Annotated in this window: 19 protein-coding genes; 7 read left to right on the top strand and 12 right to left on the bottom strand. The window is 66.4% G+C overall.

Annotated features, from left to right (window positions below):
- Entirely contained in the window at window positions 1-1,320 is a 1,320-nt protein-coding gene (locus H0P51_RS22825; RefSeq protein ID WP_180919174.1) for a diaminopimelate decarboxylase family protein, read from the bottom strand.
- A 152-nt stretch (window positions 1,321-1,472) separates the two neighbouring features.
- Between H0P51_RS22825 and mfd the strand changes: the two genes are divergently transcribed.
- The 7 genes from mfd to H0P51_RS22790 all read left to right on the top strand — a co-directional run bounded on the left by mfd (window position 1,473) and on the right by H0P51_RS22790 (window position 10,681).
- Window positions 1,473-5,111: a transcription-repair coupling factor gene (mfd, locus tag H0P51_RS22820; protein WP_180915113.1), complete on the top strand. Its 3,639-nt coding sequence runs from the start codon at window positions 1,473-1,475 to the stop codon at window positions 5,109-5,111.
- Window positions 5,111-6,187, top strand: a complete 1,077-nt coding sequence (locus H0P51_RS22815; protein ID WP_180915112.1) for a nucleoside triphosphate pyrophosphohydrolase — start codon at window positions 5,111-5,113, stop codon at window positions 6,185-6,187. The genes mfd and H0P51_RS22815 overlap by 1 nt, the downstream gene beginning before the upstream one ends.
- 264 nt (window positions 6,188-6,451) lie before the next feature.
- Window positions 6,452-7,195, top strand: a complete 744-nt coding sequence (locus H0P51_RS22810) for a lytic transglycosylase domain-containing protein (RefSeq protein ID WP_180915111.1) — start codon at window positions 6,452-6,454, stop codon at window positions 7,193-7,195.
- Window positions 7,196-7,243: 48 nt separating this feature from the next.
- On the top strand, window positions 7,244-8,533 hold the full coding sequence (gene eno / locus H0P51_RS22805; RefSeq protein ID WP_180915110.1) for a phosphopyruvate hydratase: 1,290 nt from the start codon (window positions 7,244-7,246) through the stop codon (window positions 8,531-8,533).
- Between the two features lie 6 nt (window positions 8,534-8,539).
- Window positions 8,540-9,247 (top strand): FtsB family cell division protein, encoded by a 708-nt coding sequence (locus H0P51_RS22800; protein ID WP_180915109.1) that lies wholly within the window; start codon window positions 8,540-8,542, stop codon window positions 9,245-9,247.
- Entirely contained in the window at window positions 9,240-9,728 is a 489-nt protein-coding gene (locus tag H0P51_RS22795) for a DUF501 domain-containing protein (RefSeq protein WP_180915108.1), read from the top strand. Before H0P51_RS22800 ends, H0P51_RS22795 begins: the two co-directional genes overlap by 8 nt.
- The gene (locus tag H0P51_RS22790; protein ID WP_180915107.1) at window positions 9,719-10,681 is read left to right on the top strand and encodes a Ppx/GppA phosphatase family protein; all 963 of its coding nucleotides are present in this window, start codon (window positions 9,719-9,721) and stop codon (window positions 10,679-10,681) included. The genes H0P51_RS22795 and H0P51_RS22790 overlap by 10 nt, the downstream gene beginning before the upstream one ends.
- Window positions 10,682-10,685: 4 nt before the next feature.
- Here H0P51_RS22790 and H0P51_RS22785 read toward each other — a convergent pair whose 3' ends face one another.
- The 11 genes from H0P51_RS22785 to H0P51_RS22735 all read right to left on the bottom strand — a co-directional run bounded on the left by H0P51_RS22785 (window position 10,686) and on the right by H0P51_RS22735 (window position 22,766).
- Window positions 10,686-11,369: a response regulator gene (locus H0P51_RS22785; protein WP_180915106.1), complete on the bottom strand. Its 684-nt coding sequence runs from the start codon at window positions 11,367-11,369 to the stop codon at window positions 10,686-10,688.
- On the bottom strand, window positions 11,366-13,909 hold the full coding sequence (locus H0P51_RS22780; protein ID WP_180915105.1) for a sensor histidine kinase: 2,544 nt from the start codon (window positions 13,907-13,909) through the stop codon (window positions 11,366-11,368). The genes H0P51_RS22785 and H0P51_RS22780 overlap by 4 nt, the downstream gene beginning before the upstream one ends.
- A gap of 161 nt (window positions 13,910-14,070) precedes the next feature.
- A complete protein-coding gene (locus H0P51_RS22775; protein ID WP_180915104.1) occupies window positions 14,071-14,994 on the bottom strand; it encodes a potassium-transporting ATPase subunit C in 924 nt (307 codons plus the stop codon).
- A 1-nt stretch (window position 14,995) separates the two neighbouring features.
- Window positions 14,996-17,053 (bottom strand): potassium-transporting ATPase subunit KdpB, encoded by a 2,058-nt coding sequence (kdpB, locus tag H0P51_RS22770; protein ID WP_246398903.1) that lies wholly within the window; start codon window positions 17,051-17,053, stop codon window positions 14,996-14,998.
- A gap of 107 nt (window positions 17,054-17,160) precedes the next feature.
- Window positions 17,161-18,831, bottom strand: coding sequence for a potassium-transporting ATPase subunit KdpA (gene kdpA / locus H0P51_RS22765; protein ID WP_180915103.1), 1,671 nt, complete (start codon window positions 18,829-18,831; stop codon window positions 17,161-17,163).
- Window positions 18,831-18,920, bottom strand: coding sequence for a potassium-transporting ATPase subunit F (locus H0P51_RS28700; RefSeq protein WP_180915102.1), 90 nt, complete (start codon window positions 18,918-18,920; stop codon window positions 18,831-18,833). Before H0P51_RS28700 ends, kdpA begins: the two co-directional genes overlap by 1 nt.
- A complete protein-coding gene (locus H0P51_RS28695) occupies window positions 18,917-19,141 on the bottom strand; it encodes a hypothetical protein (protein WP_246398152.1) in 225 nt (74 codons plus the stop codon). The genes H0P51_RS28700 and H0P51_RS28695 overlap by 4 nt, the downstream gene beginning before the upstream one ends.
- Window positions 19,142-19,352: 211 nt before the next feature.
- The gene (locus H0P51_RS22750; protein ID WP_180915101.1) at window positions 19,353-20,930 is read right to left on the bottom strand and encodes a sensor histidine kinase; all 1,578 of its coding nucleotides are present in this window, start codon (window positions 20,928-20,930) and stop codon (window positions 19,353-19,355) included.
- 7 nt (window positions 20,931-20,937) lie between these two features.
- Window positions 20,938-21,711, bottom strand: coding sequence for a response regulator transcription factor (locus H0P51_RS22745; protein WP_180915100.1), 774 nt, complete (start codon window positions 21,709-21,711; stop codon window positions 20,938-20,940).
- Window positions 21,712-22,170: 459 nt separating this feature from the next.
- The gene (locus H0P51_RS22740; RefSeq protein WP_083111340.1) at window positions 22,171-22,455 is read right to left on the bottom strand and encodes a WXG100 family type VII secretion target; all 285 of its coding nucleotides are present in this window, start codon (window positions 22,453-22,455) and stop codon (window positions 22,171-22,173) included.
- 14 nt (window positions 22,456-22,469) lie between these two features.
- Entirely contained in the window at window positions 22,470-22,766 is a 297-nt protein-coding gene (locus H0P51_RS22735) for a WXG100 family type VII secretion target (RefSeq protein WP_180913534.1), read from the bottom strand.
- Window positions 22,767-22,782 lie beyond the last annotated feature (16 nt).

The raw sequence follows: 22,782 nt of genomic DNA, 5'->3' as shown, positions 1-22,782 counted from the left end.
TCAGGCCCCACGTTCGACGGCGAGACAGTCGCGAGCCAGCAGGTCGGCTGTGGTCTCGCGGCGTACCAGCTCGCGCACCCGCCCTCGGTACACGCTGACCAGCGGTGGCCGCCCAACCAGGTTGTAGCCGGCCACCAGGCCGTGGTTCGCCGCACTGCCCGCGACGGCCAGCAGGTCGCCGGGCCGCACGTCGGCCGGTAGCTCGACGTCGCGGGCGATCTCCTCGCCGGCCTCGCAGTGGCGACCGGCCACGGTGACGAGCTGGCGACTCACCAGCGGATGCCGGTTGGCCAGCGCAACCTGACACGGCGCGCTGCCCGGGTAGTCGCTGGTAGCGCCATCGACCGTGACGAATACGCGCCCGCTGGGACGGGTATTCACCGAGCACACCCGGTACAGGGCCACCGCGGCCTGCGCGCTGATCGCCGCACCGGGCTCCACCACCACGGTCGGACGGGGGAAGTGCTCGCCCGCACACCCTTCGTCCAGCGCGTTGTCGATAACGGCGGCCAATTCGCCCAGGCTCAGCGGACCCGGCTGGCTCTCACCGCGCAGCGGGAGACCGCCGCCGATGTGCAGCTCGGTGAGGATGACGCCATGACGGGTTCGGATGTCGGCCATCGCCGCGATCATCCGGTGGATTGTCTGGCCGTAGCGCACGGCGTCGGTGGGGTGGGCGCCTTGGCGGGGCAGGTGGCAGTGCAATCCCACCGGGTCCAGGATCGGATGCGCCAGCACGCGGCCCACCGCGTCGACGGCATGGCCCCGGTCCAGGGTGAACCCGAACGCCGCGCTGAACCCGGCCTGGGGCCGCTGCCCGGCTACCTCGATATCCGGGGTGACCCGGATGAGCACCCGCTGGCGCTCGCGGACCAGGCCGGCCAGGTAGGCAATCTCGATGTTGGAGTCCAGCACAATGCGCCCGACGCCCACCGATACGGCCTGACGCAGCTCGTCGGGGGACTTGGCGTTGCTGTGCATGATGATTCGTGCGGCGTCCACGCCGCCGGCCAGGCCCACCGCCAGTTCACCCGGTGAGGTGACGTCGAGGCCGAGGCCTTCTTCGCGCGCCCAGCGTGCAACCGCGGTGGCCAGCAACGACTTTCCGGGGTAGACCACCTCGACGTCCCGTAGCGCCCTGCGGCAGCGGCGGGCCCGCTGCCGGAAGTCGGCTTCGTCGATCACGTAGGCCGGGGTGTCGAATTCGTCGGCGACGTCTGTGAGCGGCACCCCACCAACACAGATCCGGCCTTCTTTGTCACACGACGCCGTCGCCGGCCAGATCGTGGGGTCCAGCCGGCGAGGTGCGGCTTTGGCCATCGTGGGCAGCAAATCCAGCGTCGTCGTTATCTTCGACCAGGTCACGCTTCCAAGCTGCGCCCTAGCGGCGGCGGATTTCGGGCTGCTTACGGTTCCTTGACGGTGCCGGGCCGAAAATTGACGGCCTGCAACGGCCCTAGAATGGCGACATCATGACCGCACCGGGGGCTGCTAGCCCAGACACCCCGATCGCGGGGCTCGTCGAATTGGCGCTGACCGCACCGACATTCCAACAGCTCATCGAGCGTGCCTCCGATCGCCCTATTGAACTGCCGCTGGTTGGCCCGGCCAGCGCGCGCCTTTTCGTTGCCAGCGCACTGGCCGAGCTTGGACCGCTGCTGGTAGTCACCGCCACCGGCCGGGAAGCCGACGACCTGACCGCGGAGTTGCGTGGGGTGTTCGGTGACGCGGTGGCCGTCTTCCCGTCCTGGGAGACGCTGCCGCATGAACGGCTCTCGCCCGGCATCGACACGGTCGGCAGCCGGATGATGCTGCTGCGACGGCTGGCTCACCCCGATGACGCGCGGCTGGGTCCGCCGTTGCGGGTGGTGGTGACCGCCGTCCGATCGCTGCTGCAACCGATGGCGCCGCAGCTGGGTTGGCAGGAACCGCTGACGCTGACCGTTGGCGACGAGATCCCGTTCGAGGACGTCGCCCAGCGGCTGGTCGAGTTGGCCTACACCCGGGTGGACATGGTGGGCCGCCGCGGTGAATTCGCCGTACGCGGCGGAATCTTGGATATCTTCGCGCCTACCGCCGAGCACCCGGTGCGCGTCGAGTTCTGGGGTGACGAGATCACCGAGATGCGGATGTTCTCGGTCGCCGACCAGCGCTCGATTCCCGAGATCGAAGTCCGGACGCTGATCGCGGTGGCCTGCCGGGAACTGCTGCTCACTCCCGATGTGAAAGAGCGTGCGGGCATATTGGCCAAGGAACATCCGGCCACCGAGAACACTGTCACCGGCAGCATCATCGACATGCTGGCCAAGCTGGCTGAGGGCATCCCGGTGGACGGCATGGAAGCGCTATTGCCGGTATTGCGGCCGGACGACCACGCGCTGCTCACCGATCAGCTTGCCGACGGCACCCCGGTGCTGGTGTGTGACCCGGAGAAAGTGCGCACCCGCGCGGCCGACCTGATCAAGACCGGTCGGGAGTTCCTGGAGGCGTCGTGGTCGGTGGCGGCTCTGGGGACGGACGCGCCCGTCGACGTCGAACAGCTCGGTGGCTCCGGGTTCGCCGAGCTGGATGAGGTCCGGGCCGCCGCCGTCAGCGCGGACCATCCGTGGTGGACGCTGAGCCAGTTGTCCGACGAGTCGGCTGTGGAGCTAGACATCCGGTCGGCGCCCTCGGCGCGCGGGCACCAGCACGACATCGACGGTATTTTCGCCATGCTGCGTGCACACGTCGCGACCGGCGGTTACGCGGCGATGGTCGCGCCCGGCACCGGAACCGCCCACCGCATGGTGGAGCGACTGGCCGAATCCGACATCGCCGCAAGCATGCTGGAGTCGGGCGTCACCCCCAAACCCGGGGTGGTCGGCGTGCTCAAGGGTCCGCTGCACGAAGGTGTTGTCATTGAGGGCGCCAACCTGGTCGTCATCACCGAGGCCGATCTCACCGGCAGCCGGGCCACGGCTGTGGAGGGCAAGCGGCTGGCCGCCAAACGGCGAAACACCGTCGACCCGCTGGCGCTGAACGCCGGCGACCTGGTGGTGCACGACCAGCACGGCATCGGCCGATTCGTCGAGATGGTGGAACGTACCGTCGGCGGCGCACGGCGCGAATACCTGGTTTTGGAGTACGCATCCGCCAAGCGGGGCGGCGGATCAGACAAGCTGTACGTGCCAATGGACTCGCTGGATCAATTGTCGCGCTACGTCGGCGGCCACGCTCCGGCGTTGAGCAGGCTGGGCGGCAGCGACTGGACCAACACCAAAACCAAAGCGCGCAAAGCCGTGCGCGAGATCGCCGGCGAACTGGTCGCGCTGTACGCCAAGCGGCAAGCTAGCCCCGGGCACGCGTTCGCCCCGGACACGCCCTGGCAGGCCGAGATGGAGGACGCGTTCGGTTTTACCGAAACTGTCGACCAGCTCACCGCGATCACCGAGGTCAAGTCGGATATGGAGAAGCCGATCCCGATGGACCGGGTGATCTGCGGCGACGTCGGCTACGGCAAGACCGAGATCGCGGTGCGGGCGGCGTTCAAGGCGGTGCAGGACGGCAAGCAGGTCGCGGTGCTGGTGCCCACCACTCTGCTGGCCGACCAGCATCTGCAGACCTTCACCGACCGGATGGCCGGATTCCCGGTGACCGTGAAAGGTCTCTCCCGGTTCACCGATCCGGCCGAGTCCCGCGCGGTAATCGACGGCCTGGCCGACGGCTCGGTGGACGTGGTGATCGGGACGCACCGGCTGCTGCAGACCGGGGTCCGCTGGAAGGATCTCGGACTGGTCGTGGTCGACGAGGAGCAGCGGTTCGGCGTCGAGCACAAGGAGCACATCAAGGCGTTGCGCAGCCACGTCGACGTGCTGACCATGAGCGCTACCCCGATCCCGCGCACGCTGGAGATGAGCCTGGCCGGGATACGCGAGATGTCGACGATCCTGACCCCGCCCGAGGAGCGCTACCCGGTGCTGACCTACGTCGGCCCGCACGACGACAAGCAGATCGCGGCCGCGCTGCGGCGCGAGCTGCTGCGCGACGGGCAGGCGTTCTTCGTGCACAACCGGGTCAGCTCCATCGACTCCGCCGCCGCCCGGCTGCGCGAGCTGGTGCCCGAGGCTCGGGTGGTAGTCGCGCACGGGCAAATGCCGGAGGAACTGCTGGAACGCACCGTGCAGGGCTTCTGGAACCGGGAGTACGACATCCTGGTATGCACCACGATCATCGAGACCGGCCTGGACATCTCCAACGCCAACACGCTGATTGTCGAGCGCGCCGACACCTTCGGCCTATCGCAGCTGCACCAGCTGCGCGGCCGGGTCGGTCGCAGTCGGGAACGCGGCTACGCCTACTTCCTGTATCCGCCGAACGCGCCGCTGACCGAGACCGCTTACGACCGATTGGCGACGATCGCGCAGAACAACGAGCTGGGTGCGGGCATGGCCGTAGCGCTGAAGGACTTGGAGATCCGCGGCGCCGGCAATGTGCTGGGGGTCGAGCAGTCCGGGCATGTCGCCGGCGTGGGCTTCGACCTGTATGTGCGGTTGGTCGGCGAGGCGGTGGAGGCGTACAAGGCTGCGGCCGATGGACAGACTGTCACCACGGCGGAGGAGCCCAAGGACGTGCGGATTGACCTGCCGGTCGATGCGCACCTGCCACCGGACTACATCGCCAGTGACCGGCTCCGGCTGGAGGCCTATCGGCGGCTGGCCTCAGCTCAGGACGACGCCGCCGTCGAGTCGGTGGTGGAGGAGCTCAAAGACCGGTATGGGCCGTTGCCGGAACCCGCCGAACGGCTGGTCGCGGTCGCCCGGCTCCGGTTGCTTTGCCGGGCGTCCGGAATCACCGAGGTCAGCGCCGTGTCGGCGGCGACGGTGCGGCTCTCGCCGCTGACCCTGCCGGATTCCGCGCAGGTGCGTCTGGCGCGGATGTACCCGGGTGGGCGGTACCGCCCCACCACGTCTACGGTGCAGGTTCCGATTCCGCGGGCGGGCGGTATTGGCGCAGGACACATCCGTGATGTCGAATTGGTCCAGATGGTGGCTGACTTGGTAACCGCGTTGGCGGGCAAACCGCAGCGAGATGTCGGCCCCTCGGGCCCGGCGAGTAAGGAGCGACAAGGCTGATGATTGTCGTCCTGGTCGACCCGCGCCGCCCGGCCCTGGTACCGGTCGAGGCCATCGAACTCTTGTGCGGGCAGGTGCAGTACACCGAGGAGATGCCGATCGCCGTGCCGTGGTCGCTGCCCGACGCGCATCCCGCCTACACCGGCGAAGAAGCGCCGGTGTTGCTGTCATCGGATCCCAAGCATCCTGCGGTCACGGCGCGGCTGGCCGCCGGTGCGCGGCTGATCACGGCGCCCGAACGGCAGCGCGGCGAACGGCTCGTCGACGCGGTCGCGATGATGGACAAATTGCGGACTGCCGGGCCGTGGGAGAGCGAGCAGACGCACGAGTCGCTGCGCCGATACCTGCTGGAAGAGACCTACGAGCTGCTCGACGCGGTACACAGCGGCAACGTCGAGCAGCTTCGCGACGAACTCGGTGACTTGCTGCTGCAGGTGCTGTTTCATGCTCGCATCGCCGAGGACGAGGCGCTGCTGCCGTTCAGCATCGACGACGTCGCCGAGACGCTGATGCGCAAACTCGGCAACCGGGTGCCGGGAGTGCTTGCCGGCGAAGCGATTTCGCTGCAGGATCAGCTTGCCCAGTGGGAAGAGGCCAAGGCGTCGGAACGGTCGCGCAAGTCGCGTAACTCGGTGCTGGACGACGTTCACACGGGTCAGCCGGCATTGGCATTGGCGCAGAAGGTGATTCAGCGGGTGACGCAGGCCGGGGTGCCCGGCGAATTCATACCGAGCGAAATCACCACGATCACGCTGACGCCGGACGTCGATGCGGAAAACGATCTTCGGGCCGCGGTTTTGGATTTCGTCGAGATGGTGCGCGTTGCCGAGCGTGCGATCGCCGCGGCTCGCCGCGGCGACAGCATCGCCGAGGAACTCGACATGGCTCCGCTCGGTTTCGTCACCGAGGAGGAGTGGCGGGCTAACTGGCCGCGCGGCGGGTCGGTGGTGGAAGCTGGGCAGGACCCACCGGAGCAGGACCCCGCGGACGCCTTGAACGGCGAGCAGACGGCGGTCGCGTCGACTGGCGCCAAGGAGTCGCGCGGTGCTTCCAAGAAGCGCAAAGGCCGCCGCTGAGGCCCAGAGTCTATCTTTGCGGGGACTCAGAGACTCCGCACATTAAGCGATCTCTGCAACCTTTGCGATCGCTGACATCATCAGTTAGTAATCACAATAGGTAGTAGCTGCGCGCCATGCTGGCAACCCATGTAGGAACCCTTGCATGGCGCTCGAATAGTTTGCTGGGTGCCTTGGTTGCCGGGGCCCACTCCGAAGCCGTGGGACGATGAGCGAGACGAAAACTGGTAATTGGCTCCGACAAGGAGACCGACAGGGGAAGTTGTGTCGCCGAGACGTTGGTTGCGCGCGGTCGCCGTGATAGGGGCGACCGCGATGCTGTTGGCGTCGAGTTGTACCTGGCAACTGAGCCTGTTCATCCCCGAGGGCGTTCCGCCGCCGGCGGGGGATCCGGTGCCGCCGGTGGACACCCACGCGCCCGGCAGACCGGCCGACCAGTTGCGGGAGTGGGCGCAGCTACGGGCACCCGCCTTGGAGATGCCCGTCACCGCTCTGGAGGCTTACGCCTATGCCGCCCGCGTAGCCGAGGTGGAGAATCCGAAGTGCCATATCGCCTGGACAACGCTGGCGGGCATCGGACAGGTGGAGAGCCACAACGGCACCTATCGGGGTGCCACAATCGCGCCCAACGGCGATGTCACGCCCCCGATTCGGGGTGTTCGCCTGGACGGCACTGGGGGCAACCTGCGGATTGTGGACGACGCCGACGCGGCCACGTCGAGCGGCGCGTCTGACGACGACGGGGTGCAGCGCGCCATGGGGCCCATGCAGTTCATCGCCGAAACCTGGCGGCTGTACGGGGTTTCGGCGAAAGAACACGCCACCCCCAACGTCGACAACATCGACGACGCCGCGCTGTCGGCCGCGGGTTACTTGTGCTGGCGCGGAAAAGATCTCGGGACGCCGCGGGGGTGGATCACCGCGCTGCGGGCCTACAACAACTCCACTGTCTATGCGCGGGCGGTCCGGGACTGGGCGACCGCCTATGCCGCCGGCCATCCGCTGTAGAAAGATGATCGCTGACGTTTGACGCACCAGCACGCAAAGGAGAACCCAGTGCCGATTATCGAGCAGGTCGGAGCGCGTGAGATTCTCGACTCCCGCGGCAACCCGACCGTGGAGGTCGAAGTCGCGCTGATCGACGGGACCTTCGCCCGGGCTGCGGTGCCTTCGGGTGCATCTACCGGTGAGCACGAGGCAGTCGAACTGCGTGACGGCGGCGACCGCTACGGCGGCAAAGGGGTGAAGAAGGCCGTCCAGGCCGTGCTGGACGAGATCGGCCCGGCGGTGATCGGTCTCAACGCCGACGACCAGCGGCTGGTCGACCAGGCGCTGGTGGACCTCGACGGCACGCCGGACAAGTCCCGGCTAGGCGCCAACGCCATCCTCGGCATCTCGCTGGCGGTGGCCAAGGCGGCCGCCGACAGCGCGGCTTTGCCCCTGTTCCGCTACCTCGGTGGCCCCAATGCGCACATCCTGCCGGTGCCGATGATGAACATCGTCAACGGCGGCGCGCACGCCGACACCGGCGTCGATGTCCAGGAGTTCATGGTGGCGCCGATCGGTGCGCCGAGCTTCAGCGAGGCGCTGCGCTGGGGTGCGGAGGTCTATCACTCGCTGAAGTCGGTCCTGAAGAAAGAGGGGCTGTCCACCGGATTGGGCGACGAGGGCGGCTTCGCTCCCGACGTCTCCGGGACGACGGCCGCCCTGGACCTGATCAGCAGGGCCATCGAGTCCGCCGGCTTCCAGCTCGGCGTCGACGTCGCACTGGCCTTGGACGTGGCGGCCACCGAATTCCACACTGAAGGCACTGGCTACAGCTTCGAGGGATCGACCCGCACCGCCGAGCAGATGACCCAGTTCTACGCCGGACTGCTCGGGTCCTATCCGCTGGTGTCCATCGAAGACCCGCTCTCCGAGGACGATTGGGACGGCTGGGCCGCCCTGACGGCCGGCATCGGTGACCGGGTGCAGATTGTCGGCGACGACCTCTTCGTCACAAATCCGGAACGCCTCGAGGAAGGCATCGAGCGCGGAGTAGCAAATGCGTTGCTGGTCAAGGTGAATCAGATCGGCACCCTGACCGAGACCCTCGACGCGGTGGCGCTGGCGCACCACAGCGGGTACCGCACGATGATGAGCCACCGCAGCGGCGAGACGGAGGACACCACTATCGCCGATCTGGCGGTGGCCGTCGGCAGCGGTCAGATCAAGACGGGTGCGCCGGCACGCAGCGAGCGGGTGGCCAAGTACAACCAGCTGCTGCGTATCGAGGAGGCGCTGGGCGACGCCGCTCGCTACGCGGGTGATCTGGCGTTTCCGCGTTTCGCGTTGGACTCGAAGTAACGCAGCTTGGCCGCCAAGTCCGATCCGAGACGTCGTTCCCCGGCTTCGCGCCCGGGGAAGGCCGGCGATTCGGGACGCGGCCGGCGCTCGACGAGTTCCTCCTCCAAGGCCGCGGCCAAGCCGGTCGCGCGGCCGTCGTCCAAGCCCGCGCAGACCGCGCCGGACGAGAGCCGCGCCGCGACGCGGTCGCTGCAGGAGCATGTCGTCGAGCCCATCAAGCGGTCGTTCACCGAGTCGATGGAGCAGCGCTCGGATCAGCGGCTGGGCTTCACGGCGCGCCGCGCGGCGATCCTGGCCGCAGTGATGTGCGTGTTGACCCTGACCATCGCTGGCCCGGTGCGCACCTACTTCGCGCAGCGCACCGAGATGGAACAGCTGTCGGCGTCCGAGGCCGCGCTGCGCCGTCAGATCGCCGAATTGGAGCAGCGCAAGGGCCAGTTGGCCGATCCGGCGTACATCGCGGCGCAGGCGCGTGAGCGTCTAGGGTTCGTCAAGCCCGGTGACATCCCGTTTCAGGTGCAGCTGCCGCCCGGTGCGGCGACGCCTCAGCAGCCGGGTACCGAGCCGGGCGGTCACGCCAAGAACGAGCCGTGGTACACGTCGCTGTGGCACACCATCGCCGACGCGCCGCACCTGCCGCCCGGGGCCAACCAGCCGCCGGAGCCTGCTCCAGTGCCGCCCGGCTCACCGACCCCGACGACGCCCGGTGGTTGAGCGCGACGATCTGGACGCGGTGGCCCGTCAACTCGGCCGTGAGCCTCGCGGGGTGCTGGAGATCGCCTTCCGATGCCGCGACGATTCACCCGGAGTGGTGAAGACCGCCCCGAAACTACCTGACGGAACACCGTTTCCGACGTTGTACTACCTGACCCATCCGGTGCTGACGGCGGCGGCGAGCAGACTGGAGACCACCGGGCTGATGCGCGACATGACCGAACGACTGCACCACGACGCCGATCTGGCCACCGCATACCAGCGGGCCCACGAGTCGTATCTGTCCGAGCGGGACGCGATCGAGCCGCTCGGCACTACATTTTCCGGCGGCGGCATGCCGGATCGGGTCAAATGCCTGCACGTATTGATCGCGCACTCGCTGGCCAAAGGACAGGGTGTCAACCCGTTCGGGGACGAGGCGCTGGCGCTGTTGGCTGCGGAGCCGGCCATCGCGAACTTAGTTGGGGAGCAGTGGATTTGAGTAGGTTGGCCGGAATCGACTGCGGTACCAACTCGATCCGCTTGTTGATCGCAGATGTTGTTGACGGACATCTGCGCGATGTCCACCGCGAGATGCGGATCGTGCGGCTGGGTCAAGGCGTGGACGCGACGGGTGAGTTCGCGCCGGAGGCGATCGCGCGCACCCGCGCGGCGCTCACCGACTACGCCTCGCTGCTGGCGATCCACCGCGTGGAGCGGGTGTCGATGGTTGCCACCTCGGCCACCCGCGATGCCGCCAACCGCGATGTGTTCTTCGCGATGACGGCCGAGGTGCTGGGCTCGGTGATCGCCGGGGCGCGAGCCGAGGTGATCACCGGCGCACAGGAGGCCGAGCTATCGTTCCGCGGCGCAGTCGGCGAATTAGACAGTGCCCAAGCGCCTTTCGTAGTGGTCGACCTGGGCGGCGGATCGACCGAGATCGTGCTCGGCAAGGCGGGTGACCACAGCGGGGAGGTCGCCGCCAGTTACTCGGCGGACATCGGCTGTGTCCGATTGACCGAACGGTGCCTGCACACCGACCCGCCGACCGCCGCAGAGGTGACCGCCGCGCGCAACGTGGTGCGGGAGCGACTCGACGACGCGCTGCGCGCGGTGCCCGTCGAAGGCGCCCGAACCTGGGTCGGGCTGGCCGGGACCATGACCACGCTGTCTGCGCTGGCGCATAACATGACCGCCTATGACCCTGTGGCCATTCATCTTTCGCGGGTTCCGTTCGATTCACTGCTGGACGTGTGTGACAGGCTGCTCGGCATGACCCGTGCGCAGCGCGCCGCGCTGGGGCCCATGCACGAGGGCCGGGTGGACGTGATCGGCGGAGGAGCGATCGTGGTGCAGGAACTGGCCCGGGAATTGCGCGACCGCGCGGGGATCGACACATTGACCGTCAGCGAGCACGACATCCTGGATGGCATCGTGCTGTCACTGGCCGGCTAGGGACTCACGCCTCGAACCGGTAGCCCATGCCGGATTCGGTCAGCAGGTGCTTCGGGTGCGAGGGGTCGTCCTCCAGCTTGCGCCGCAGTTGCGCGAGATACACACGCAGGTAATGAGTTTCGGTGGCGTACGCCGGTCCCCACACCTCTTTGAGCAGCTCCTCGCGGCCTACCAGCTTGCCGCGGTTGCGCACCAGCACGTCGAGCATGCCCCATTCGGTGGGCGTCAGGTGCACCTCGGCGCCGTTCTTGGTCACCTTCTTGGCGGCCAGGTCAACCGTGAATGAGTCGGTTTCGACGACGGGCTGCTCTACCTCCGATGCGGCGGCGCTGCGGCGCACCGCGGCCCGTAGCCGGGCCAGGAATTCGTCCATCCCAAAGGGTTTGGTCACGTAGTCGTCGGCTCCGGCGTCCAGCACCTCCACCTTGTCCGACGCGTCGGTGCGCGCCGACAACACGATGACGGGTGCGTTGAGCCAGCCGCGCAACCCGCCGAGCACTTCGATGCCCGAGATGTCGGGCAGCCCGAGGTCCAGGATCACCACGTCGGGCGGATGCTCGGCGGCGGCGCGCAGCGCACCGGCGCCGGTCGAGGCGGTGACCACCTCGTAACCGCGCACCGAGAGGTTGATCCGCAGGGCACGCAGGATGTGCGGTTCGTCGTCGATAACCAAGACGCGAGTTGTCATCGGAGGTTCTCCGGTGGCGCAGGCAGATCCACCACCACGGTCAGCCCGCCGCCCGGCGTGTCGCTGGCGGCGATCACGCCGCCCATGGCCTCGACGAACCCGCGTGCCACCGACATCCCCAGGCCCACCCCGGTGTTGTTGTCGTGATCGCCGAGCCGCTGAAAGGCACCGAAGATCTCCTCCTCGGCGCCCGGGGGGATGCCTGGTCCTTCGTCGATGACGTTGATCAACACTCGATCACCCACCCGCCCGGCGTTGACGCGGACCACGCTGTCTGTCGCGTAGCGCAGCGCGTTGTCGATCAGGTTGGCCAACACGCGCTCTAGCAGCCCGGCGTCGGCCAGCACCACCGCGTCGCCCACGTCGACCTTCACGCGATCGATCGCGGATCGGACGAATCCGGTTGTACCTCTGCCGATGCTGACGAGTGCTCGCTGCACCGCTTCCTCCAGGTACACGCGGCGCGGTTCCGGGTGCACGACGCCGGCGGCGAGTCGCGACGAGTCAAGCAGGTTACCCACCAAGGCGGTCAGCTGATCGATGGATTCCTCAGTGGTGGCTAGCAATTCGGCGGTGTCTTCGGGCGAGAAGGCGACGTCGGCGGCGCGCAGGCTGGACACCGCGACCTTGGCCGCTGCCAACGGGGTGCGCAGATCGTGGCTGACCGCCGACAGCAGCGACCGCCTGAGGTCGTCGGCGCGCACGATCGCCTCGGCGCGGCTGGCCTCTTCGCTCAGTTCGCGCTGCCGGACCAGGCCGGCGGCCTGCTTGGCGACCGCACCCAGCACCCGCCTGTCCCGTGCCGACAGTTTGCGCCCGGCTAGCAGCATCCAGAATTCGTCGTCGCCGACCTCGATCGCCGTGTCGGCGGAATCGACTGTGGTGCAGGGATCTTTACCGACAACCGCGACGACCTGGCGGTCGCCACCCCGCTCGCGCACCATGACGACCGCACGCTGCGCGTAGGTCTCGCGCACCCGCTCCAACAACGTCTGCGGGTCCGCCCCGCGCAGCACTGATCCGGCGAACAGTGTCAACAACTCGGCTTCTTGAGAAGCTAGCCGGGCTTCGCGGGCCCGTTTGGCCGCACCGTCGACCAGAACAGCGACCGCCACCGCGATCAACAACAGCACCAGTTCGGTGACGGCGCTATTTGGCTCGGAAATGGTGAAACTGTGTCGAGGGGCGATCAGGAAGTAGTTCAGCAGTAGCCCGGACAGCACCGCCGAAAGTATCGCTGGCGCAACGCCTCCCAGCAGGCCCACCAACAGGACCCCGATAAAGAACAAGGCGCTCTCACCGCCGTTATTCAGAAATCGGTCCAGTTCGCTGACGGTGATTCCGCAGATCATGGACGGGATGAGGACGGCGGCCAGCCAGGATGCGACACGCCGGGTCGGCGGTGAGGCCGGCGTGGTGCGGACACCCCGCCGCGATTCCTCGTGCGTCACCAGGTGCACGTCGATCTTTCCGGAGCGCTCCAAGATCGACGGGCCGATGCCCTCGTCGAAGATCCGCGCCCAGCGAGGACGGCGGGAGGTTCCGATCACGAGCTGAGTTGCGTTGATCTGTCGGGCGAAATCGAGCAGCGCGGACGGCACGTCGTCGCCCAGCACGGTGTGCAGTGAGGCGTCCAGGCTGCTGGCCAGCTCACGCAGCTTGCTTATCCGGGCTTCGGAGAGGCCGACCAGGCCGTCGCCACGCAGCACGTGCACCACCATGAGTTCGGCACTGGATTTGGACGCGATCCGAGACGCGCGTCGCACCAGTGTTTCCGATTCGGGACCGCCGGTGACTGCCACGACGACACGCTCGCGCGCTTCCCACGTATCGGTGATCTTGTTCTCCGCGCGATACTTTGCCAGCGCGGTGTCCACCTGGTCGGCCAGCCATAGCAGCGCTAGTTCCCGCAACGCGGTGAGGTTTCCGCGTCGGAAGTAGTTGGTCAGTGCGGCATCGACTCGTTCGGACGTATATACGTTTCCGTGGGATAGCCTGCGCCGCAAAGCTTCTGGGGTGATATCGATCAGCTCGACCTGGGCGGCCTGCCGGACGATGGAATCCGGAATGGTTTCCTTCTGTTCAATGCCGGTGATTTGGGCGACGACGTCGTTCAAGCTCTCCAGGTGCTGGATGTTCACGGTGGAGATCACGGTGATCCCGGCGTCGAGCAGCTCCTCCACGTCCTGCCAGCGCTTGGGGTTCTTGCTGCCGGGGGTGTTGGTGTGTGCGAGTTCGTCGACCAGGACCACCTGTGGACGGCGGGCGAGCACTGCGGGAACGTCCAGTTCGGGGAAACTGGCACCGCGGTATTCGATGTAGCGCGGCGGTAGCATCTCGATGCCGTGCAGCATTTCAGCGGTTTTCGCCCGCCCGTGTGTCTCGACCACAGCGGCCACCACGTCGGTCCCGCGTTCCAGGCGTCGGTGCGCCTCGCCCAGCATCGCGAAGGTCTTGCCCACCCCCGGCGCCGCACCGAGATAGATGCGCAGCTCGCCGCGTTTGGGACGGTGGTCGCTGACGCTCACGTCGACCATCATCCCTCCGATGGGGCATGTTGCGGCTGGGAAACTGCCGTGGAGTCCCCGGCCGCTTTGCTGTCTGGTTGCCGTTTGGCGGGACGCCCGCAGCTGTCGGTCAAGACACGATCACCGCAGCAGTGGTCCGATCTCGCAGCTCGCGGGGCATCCGAAACCGAGGGTTAGCGGCTGACCGGGTACCTGCGGTCCAGCTCGAGGTTGGCGCGCAGTACGTTCACCCCGGGTTCGCCCAGGAACCCAAGCTCCCGGCCTTCCTGGTTGTCGCGGATCACGGCCCGCACCTGGTCGGCCGTGATGTTGCGGGCCTTCGCGACCCGCGCGACCTGCAGGTCTGCATAGGTTGTGGAGATGTCCGGGTCCAGGCCGCTGCCGCTGGCGGTGACCGCATCGGCGGGCACGGCTGGGTTGGCAGCTGCGGCGCCACGGATCGGAACGATCTGGCCGGCCGAGTAGTCCTCGCCATACTTGGCGCACTCGACCCGCACGCCTTCGAAGATGGTTTGGAACGGTGCCGACGTGGTCTGGCAGGGCTCGTTGACGCTGACGACGTGGGTGGGGTGCACGACGTTTCCGCGTTCGTCGCGGGGCCCGATCACCGACAGCACCGCGCCCACCCCGCCGCCGGTGCAGAACGGACGGGAGCCATCCACGCCCTCCAGATGGCCGATCGCGACACTGCGTGTGCACACCTGGGTCAGCAGGCTCGGCTTGAAGCCGGCATCGGAAGGGGATTTGCCCGCAGCCAGCAGTACAGGGTCCGCAGGTGTGTCGACGATGCTCTCCGGCCCGAGGTTGCTTGCACTCGAGGAGAGCGGGTCGTATCCGGCGCCCGCGGCCGAGGGGCGGCTCTGAAAGTACTGCGGCAGCGGGTTGCCGTCCTTGTCGGTGAATTGCTGCCCGATCAACTCGCTGGCAACCGCTGCGCCGTGGGCGCTCAGGATCGACCCTTCGGCGTTGTCGTGCAGTCCCGGGAGCAGTGCGACCAGCCAGATGAACAGCGGGTAGCCCAGGCCGGTGATCGCGGTCAACACCAGCAGCGCGCGCAACGCGGCCCAGTGCACGCGGAGGAAACTGGAGAATTTCATGTCAGGACATCCCGGGGACGAATTGGATAACGAGGTCGATCAACTTGATTCCGATGAACGGCGCGACGATGCCGCCGAGCCCGTAGATGTAGAGGTTGCGGCTCAACAACTTTGAGGCGCTGCTCGGCGTGTAGCGCACGCCGCGCAAGGACAGCGGGATCAGCAGGATGATGACGACAGCGTTGAAGATCACCGCCGACAGGATCGCGGACTGCGGGCTGTGCAACCGCATGACGTTGAGTACGTCCAGGCCCGGAAAGAGTGCGACGAACATCGCCGGGATGATCGCGAAATACTTCGCGATGTCGTTGGCGATGGAGAATGTCGTGAGCGCGCCACGGGTGATCAGCAGCTGCTTGCCGATCTCCACGATCTCGATGAGCTTGGTGGGGTCGGAGTCCAGATCCACCATGTTGCCGGCCTCTTTGGCCGCCGAGGTGCCCGTGTTCATGGCGACCCCGACGTCGGCCTGGGCCAGTGCCGGCGCGTCGTTGGTGCCGTCGCCGGTCATCGCCACCAGCTTGCCACCCTGCTGTTCGCGTTTGATCAGTGCGAGCTTGTCTTCGGGCGTGGCTTCGGCGAGGAAGTCGTCGACACCGGCCTCGTCGGCAATAGCCTTGGCGGTCAACGGGTTGTCGCCGGTGATCATCACCGTGCGGATCCCCATTCGCCGCATCTCCTCGAAGCGCTCCCGCATGCCTTGCTTGACGACGTCTTTGAGATGGATGACACCCAGAACCGCGGCCGCGCCGTCGCGGGTCTCGCCGACCACCAGGGGCGTACCACCGCCGGCGGCGATCCCGTCGACGATGTCGCCGAGCTGGTGCGGCACCGTACCACCCTGTGCCCGTACCCATTCCGCGACCGAGCTGGCCGCCCCCTTGCGCAGCGAGTGTCCGTCCAGGTCAACACCGGACATCCGGGTGGAGGCAGAGAATGCCACCCACTGCGCTTGCGCGAGTTCGCCGGGTGTGCGGGCGCGCAGTCCGAAGTTTCGCTTGGCGAAGATGACGACGGAGCGTCCTTCCGGGGTTTCGTCGGACAGGCTGGACAACTGCGCGGCGTCGGCCAGTTCGTCCGGGGAGACGCCGTCGAGGGGGATGAAGGCGGCGGCCTGTCGGTTGCCCAGGGTGATGGTGCCCGTCTTGTCCAGCAACAGGGTGTTCACGTCGCCCGCGGCTTCCACCGCGCGGCCCGACATCGCGAGCACGTTGCGCTGCACCAACCGGTCCATCCCCGCGATGCCGATGGCCGACAGCAGCGCCCCGATTGTGGTGGGAATCAGGCATACCAGCAGCGACACCATGACGATTGCGGAGACGCCATTTGCGTTGAGCGCCTGGGTATCCGCCACACCCGGATTGTTCGCCTTGGCGAAGATCGCCAACGGCTGCAGCGTCGCCACCGCGAAGACGAAGATGATCGTCAACGCGGCTAGCAGGATGTTCAGCGCGATCTCGTTGGGAGTTTTCTGCCGGTTAGCGCCCTCGACAAGGGCGATCATCCGGTCGATGAAGCTCTCTCCAGGCTTCTGAGTCACTTTCACCACGATCCGGTCACTCAGTACCGTGGTGCCGCCGGTGACCGCGCAACGGTCACCGCCCGATTCGCGGATCACCGGTGCCGACTCGCCGGTGATCGCCGATTCGTCCACCGAGGCGATGCCCTCCACCACGTCGCCGTCGCCCGGGATCACCTCGCCGGCTTCGACCACGACGATGTCGCCTTGTTGCAGCATTGGCGCCGCAATCTGTTCCTCCGCGACGGAGCTGCCGGGTTCCCAGTTCTTGAGTCGGCGCGCCATGGTCTGGGTCTTGGCGCGGCGCAGCGTCTCGGCCTGCGCTTTGCCGCGGCCTTCGGCCACCGCCTCGGCCAGGTTGGCGAACAGCACTGTCAGCCATAGCCAAATCACGATCATCCACGCGAACCAGGTGGGGCCGATGATCGCCAGCACGGTGGCCCAGATGGCACCGAGTTCGACGATGAACATCACCGGATTGCGCCACAGCGTCTGCGGATTCAGCTTGCGCAGCGCATTGGGTGTCGACTTCCACAGCATCCGCGGGTCCAGCTGACCACCCTGCACGCGTTTGGTGCTGGGGGGATGCGTGGTCTTTCGGCGCGTCGAAACCACGGATTTGGCTTTGGGTTTGGTGATCGCTGTCATCAATGGATTCCTTCAGCGAGGGGTCCAAGCGCAAGCATGGGTAGGAAGGTCAGGGCAACGAGTATCAACGTGACGCCGGCAACCATCCCGACGAATTGAGGGCGGTGGGTGGGCAGGGTGCCCACCGACTCCGGTGTGGAGCCTTGCTTGGCCAGCGAGCCGGCCAGAGCCAGCACCAACACGATCGGCAGGAATCTGCCGAATACCATTGCCAGACCTAGGGCGGTGTTGTACCAGTTCGTGTTGACGGTGATTCCGGCAAATGCCGAGCCGTTGTTGTTCGCCGCCGAGGTGAACGCGTACAGCACCTCCGACAACCCGTGTGGCCCGGTATTGAGCATGCCGGCGCGTTCACCGGGCAGGGCCATCGCAACCGCGGTCCCGGTCAGCACGATCAGCGGTGTGACAAGGAAATATCCTGCGGCCAGCTTGATTTCACGCGGGGTGATCTTCTTGCTCAGGTATTCAGGGGTACGCCCGACCATCAAGCCGGCGACGAAAACGGTGATGATCGCCAGGATCAGCATGCCGTACAGGCCCGACCCCGTACCGCCGGGCGCGACCTCACCGAGTTGCATGTTGAACATCGTCATCAGCCCGCCGAGGCTGGTGTAGGAGTCGTGGAAAGAGTCGACGGCACCGGTGGAGCTCAGTGTCGTGGACGCGGCGAACACCGCGGAGTCCGCGACGCCGAACCGCTGCTCGACGCCTTCCATTGCACCGCCGATCGCCGTGGGCACGGTGCCGTGATGCTGCGACTGGAACCACAAGGTGAGCGACACGCTGATCGCATACAGCGTCGCCATGACGGACGCGATGGCATAGCCCTGCTTCTTGTTGCCAACCATCCGTCCGAAGGTGCGCGGCAACGAGAAGCTGATCACCAGCAGCAGGAACGTCTCCAGCCAATTGGTCCACGCCGCCGGGTTCTCGAACGGGTGCGCAGAGTTCGCGTTGTAGAACCCGCCACCGTTGGTGCCGAGTTCCTTGATGGCTTCCTGGCTGGCCACCGGGCCACCGGTGATGGTCTGCTGAGTGCCGTTGAGGGCGGTGACCACCTGATCGTGCAGGTGGAAGTTCTGGATCGACCCGCCCGCCACCAGCGCAACGGCGCCGAGCACCGCCAGCGGCAGCAGGATGCGAAGGGTGCCGCGGACGAGATCCACCCAGAAATTGCCCAGATCGCCGGTGCGTTTGCGGACGAAGCCACGCACCAGCGCGACCGCGACCGCCATTCCCACCGCGGCAGAGACGAAGTTCTGCACTGCCAGACCGGCCATCTGCACCAGGTGGCCTTGCGTTGATTCGCCCGAGTAGGCCTGCCAGTTGGTGTTGGTGACGAAGCTGACCGCGGTGTTCCACGCCAGCCCAGGGGTCATCGGGGTAGCGGGATCATGTAGGTGCAGTGGAAGCTTGCCCTGGACGAGCTGCAAACTGAACAAGAACAGGATGCTGATCGAGGAGAACGCCAGCACGCTGCGGGCATAGGCGCCCCACGTCTGTTCCGCACGGGAATCGACACCGATGAGCCGGTAGATCCACGACTCCGTGCGCAGATCTTTCTCCGAGGAGTAGACCCGGTACATGTAGTCGCCGAGAGGCACGTGCACCAAGGCCAGCGCAACGACGAGGACAACGAGGAAGATTATCCCCGCAGTGGTTGTACTCACTAGAACCTTTCCGGAAACAAAAGGGCGGCAGCCAGATACAGCGCTGTGAGGACGGAAAGCGCCAAGCCGACCGCGTTTTCGTAGTTCACAGTCGCTCGACCAACTTCTGCGTCAGGCCGAGCAGCGCGAACACCGCCACCGTCAGCGCGATGTATGCAAAGACGCCCATCTCATCTCCGTTCCGTACGCAATCCGCTTCCCGCATGCATTCCGTGGAGGCCGCGCAGGTCCGCGCGGCCAGGGCCAGCTTGAAAGCTATGTGTGGCCTGGTGGACCCGAAGTTTGATTGACGCTTTCCTAACACCGTCACCGGGCACTTTTACGGTTCCTTGACGGGGTGCGGTGACCCGCGACACAGCACGGGGAAAGGCCTGAAATGGGGGTCGAGCGCGGACCGAACGCCTAAGCCTTGGCCGTGTGAGCGTTAGGGCATCCGGGGCGGCAACGGCGGCCGAGCACCCGGCCGTTTGGTGACATGCCTACCCGAGGCCGAGCAGGATGTCTGTCCTAGGTGGGTGACTTCACGTTGTGCCGTCATCGGAATTCGCAGTACCCCCGCCAGAATGCTTGGCCGCCAAATCATTTCGCGAACCGGGTGTGTCGATCATGGGCAGTCGGACCTGAAAGACCGTGATGCCGTTGGCCGACTCGGCGGACACCGTGCCGCCGTGCGCCTTGACGATCGAGTTGACGATGGCCAGCCCCAAGCCGTGACCGGATCCGTTGGAGCGTGACTTGTCGGCGCGAACGAACCGCTCGAACAGGTGGGGGAGGACTTCGGGGTCGATGTCGGGCCCGTCGTCGGTGACGGTCAGCTCCGCGTAGGGCACGCTCAGGCCCTGCGCAGATGCCGGACGGCAGGTGATCCCGGTCGTCACCGTGACGCCCGGAGGTGTGTGCACCCAGGCGTTGGTGAGCAGGTTGCTGAGCAGCTGGTGCAGCCGGGCGTGGTCGCCGTTGACCCATACCGGCTCGTCGGGCAGATTCTTGACCCAGTTGTGCGTCGGCGCCGCGACCGCGACGTCGTTGACCGCGTTGATCACCAGGTCGGCGAAGTCGAGTTCCTGGGTTTGCAGATCCTGGCCTTCACCCAGGCGGGACAGCAGTAACAGTTCGTCGACCAGTGACGCCATCCGGCGCGCCTCGGACTCGATGCGTGCCAGTGCGTACTCGGTCGTGGGCGGTAGATCCGAACTGTCCTGACGGGTCAGCTCGGCGTAGCCCTGGATAGCTGCCAGCGGGGTGCGCAACTCGTGGCTGGCGTCGGTGATGAACTGCCGCATCCGCATGTCGGATTCAACGCGGTAGGCCAGTGCGCTCTCGACGTTGTCGAGCAACTTGTTCAGAGTGTGCCCGACGATGCCGACCTCGTTGTCCGGGTCGGTGTCCTCGGGCCGGACGCGGACCCTGATCTGGTGGTCCTCGTCGGCCAGCGGCATTACTGCCACCTCGGCGGCGGTCGCGGCGACCCGACTCAGCGGGCGCAGCGCATAGCCCACCACCCAGGCCGTCAATCCAGCTGTGATCAGTAGCGCGGTCGCGATCAATGCGGTGGTGGTGAGCTGTTTACGCGCGATGATCGCGTCGGCGATGTTCAGCGAAACGCCAACCACCAAGCGATCCGTTCCCGAGGCGCGGCTGTCCATCTGGTGGGGGCCCAGACTGCCCAGCGTTTCGACCCGGGACGGACCGTCGATCCACGACTGCGCCTCGATGGCGTGGACGACGTCGGGCGGCGCGGCGCGAGGTTGGTCCTCGGAGAAGACGGCCGAGGCGATGACCTTGCCGTCGCGAACCACCGCGATGAGGTTGCCCGGCGTCTGTCCGGTGAATTCCAGCACGGCTTGGGACAGCGGCGGAATGCCGCTGTGCACCGAGGTGTGTTCGCCGTTGCGGTACCGGGCGTAGGCATGGCTGAAGGCGTGCAGTGATTCGGCGACTTCGGCGTCGTTCATGGTGGTGACGTAACCGCGCAGGGTGAGCACCGAGACGACGCCGACCGCCACCAGGACTACGGAGACGACGGCGAGAACACCCAACAGTAGCTGGCGGCGAAGGGAACGGGGATACCAGCGCGGGGTGTAACGGTCCCCCGTCATTGAAAACTCATTCCGGTGGTCGGAGCATGTACCCAATTCCGCGGACCGTGTGAATCATTGGTTCCCGGTCGGCGTCGATTTTCTTCCTCAGATACGAAATGTACAGGTCGACGATGCTGGTGCGGCCCGCGAAGTCGTAGTTCCACACCCGGTCGAGGATCTCGGTTCGGCTCAGCGCGCGTCGCGGGTTGCGCATCAGGAATCGCAGCAATTCGAATTCGGTCGACGACAGCGACATCGGGGTGCCTCCGCGGGTCACCTCCCGACTGGCCGCGTCCAGCTTGAGGTCGCCGACCTTGAGGGACTCGTCGGCCGGCGGTGCCAGATGGCTGGAGCGGCGCAGTAGCCCGCGCAAGCGCGCGACCAGCTCCTCGAGGCTGAACGGCTTGGTCATGTAGTCGTCAGCGCCGGCGGTCAGGCCGGTCACCCGGTCCATCACCGAGTCGCGGGCGGTGAGGAAGAGGGTTGGGGTGTATGAGTCCGATTCGCGGACCCGCTGCAGGATCTGCAGGCCGTCGACGTCGGGCAGCATGATGTCGAGTACCAGCACGTCGGGATTGATCCGGTCGAACTTGGCGATAGCTTCGCGCCCGTTGTGGGCGATCTCGACGTCCCATCCCTCGTAGTGCAGCGCCATCTTGACCAGGTTGGTCAGGGCCGGTTCGTCGTCGACCAGCAACACTCGGATAGGTGAGCCGTCGGCACGATTAATCCGGGGGAGTTGCCCCAAAATCGCCTGGCGGGGACGTTGACTACGCGCGTAACTCGTCATTGACGTCATATTCCCGCATTCTTTCAACCACATATGCGGTTGTCACGGTGTTCATATACTTCTCAAATGTTTCGCTGGCGGTCGCTGGCGCTGCTCGCTGATCGGGGATTCGGCGCAGTTAGCTGAGCGTCGCGCTGTGTGTTGCGAAATGTGCTCAAAGTTGTTGTGCGTGGCGGGCGTCAGCCGTGAGTGATGCCACTGCCAGGTATTGGCCGTGTGGCTTGGGGTAGTCGGCGATGCAGTTCCAACGGACCCGTGGCCGGACGAGCTGTGCAACGCCGCGGTGCCGCGGGATGGATGCCGGTCGGACGATCCGCGGCACGCGCGCAGGCCGACGCGGAGCCGAACTAGGGGGCGGAGGTTTACGACCTGCGACCGGCAAACCGACGAGCGCCTAGAAGAGCTCTGGCAAAGCAGCGTGGCCGCACACCTGGCGGTGTGCGGCCACGCTTTGTGTGAAGACGGGTGTCAGGCCCAGCTGGACCCGACGGCGCTGTCGGTCTGCGCCATGTTGCTGCCGGCGGACTGCACCTTCTGGCCGTGAGCGTTGGCCTGCTCGTAGATCACCTGGAAGTTGCGACCCAACTGGGTGATGAACTCTTGGCAAGCCACCGAACCGGCGCCGCCCCAGAAGTCACCGGCAGCCAGCACATCGCGAACGATGGCCTGGTGCTCGGCCTCCAAGTTGGCGGCCTGCGCGCGGATGAGCGCACCGTGGGCGTCGACATCGCCGAACTGGTAATTGATCGTCATCGTGATAGTCCCTTCTAGCTGCTGAGGATCTGCTGGGAGGCCTGCTCTTGCTGCTCGTAGTTGTTGGCATCCCGGATGAGTCCGTCGCGAACGCCGTGCAGCATGTTGACGATGTTGCGGAAGGCCTGGTTCATCTGGGTCATCGTGTCCATCGAGGTGGCCTCGGCCAGACCACTCCAGCCGGCGCCGGAGATGTTCTGCGAGGACGCCATCATCCGGCGAGCCTCGTCCTCGACGGTCTGGGCGTGAGTCTCAAAACGGCCTGCCATGGCCCGCATCGAGTGCGGGTCAGTCATAAAGCGAGTTGCCACTTGGCTTTCTCCTTAT

This window comes from Mycobacterium vicinigordonae, assembly GCF_013466425.1.
GTDB lineage: Bacteria > Actinomycetota > Actinomycetes > Mycobacteriales > Mycobacteriaceae > Mycobacterium > Mycobacterium vicinigordonae.
The sequence above is the reverse complement of the archived record's forward strand: the minus strand, read 5'-3'. Positions and strand labels throughout refer to the sequence as shown.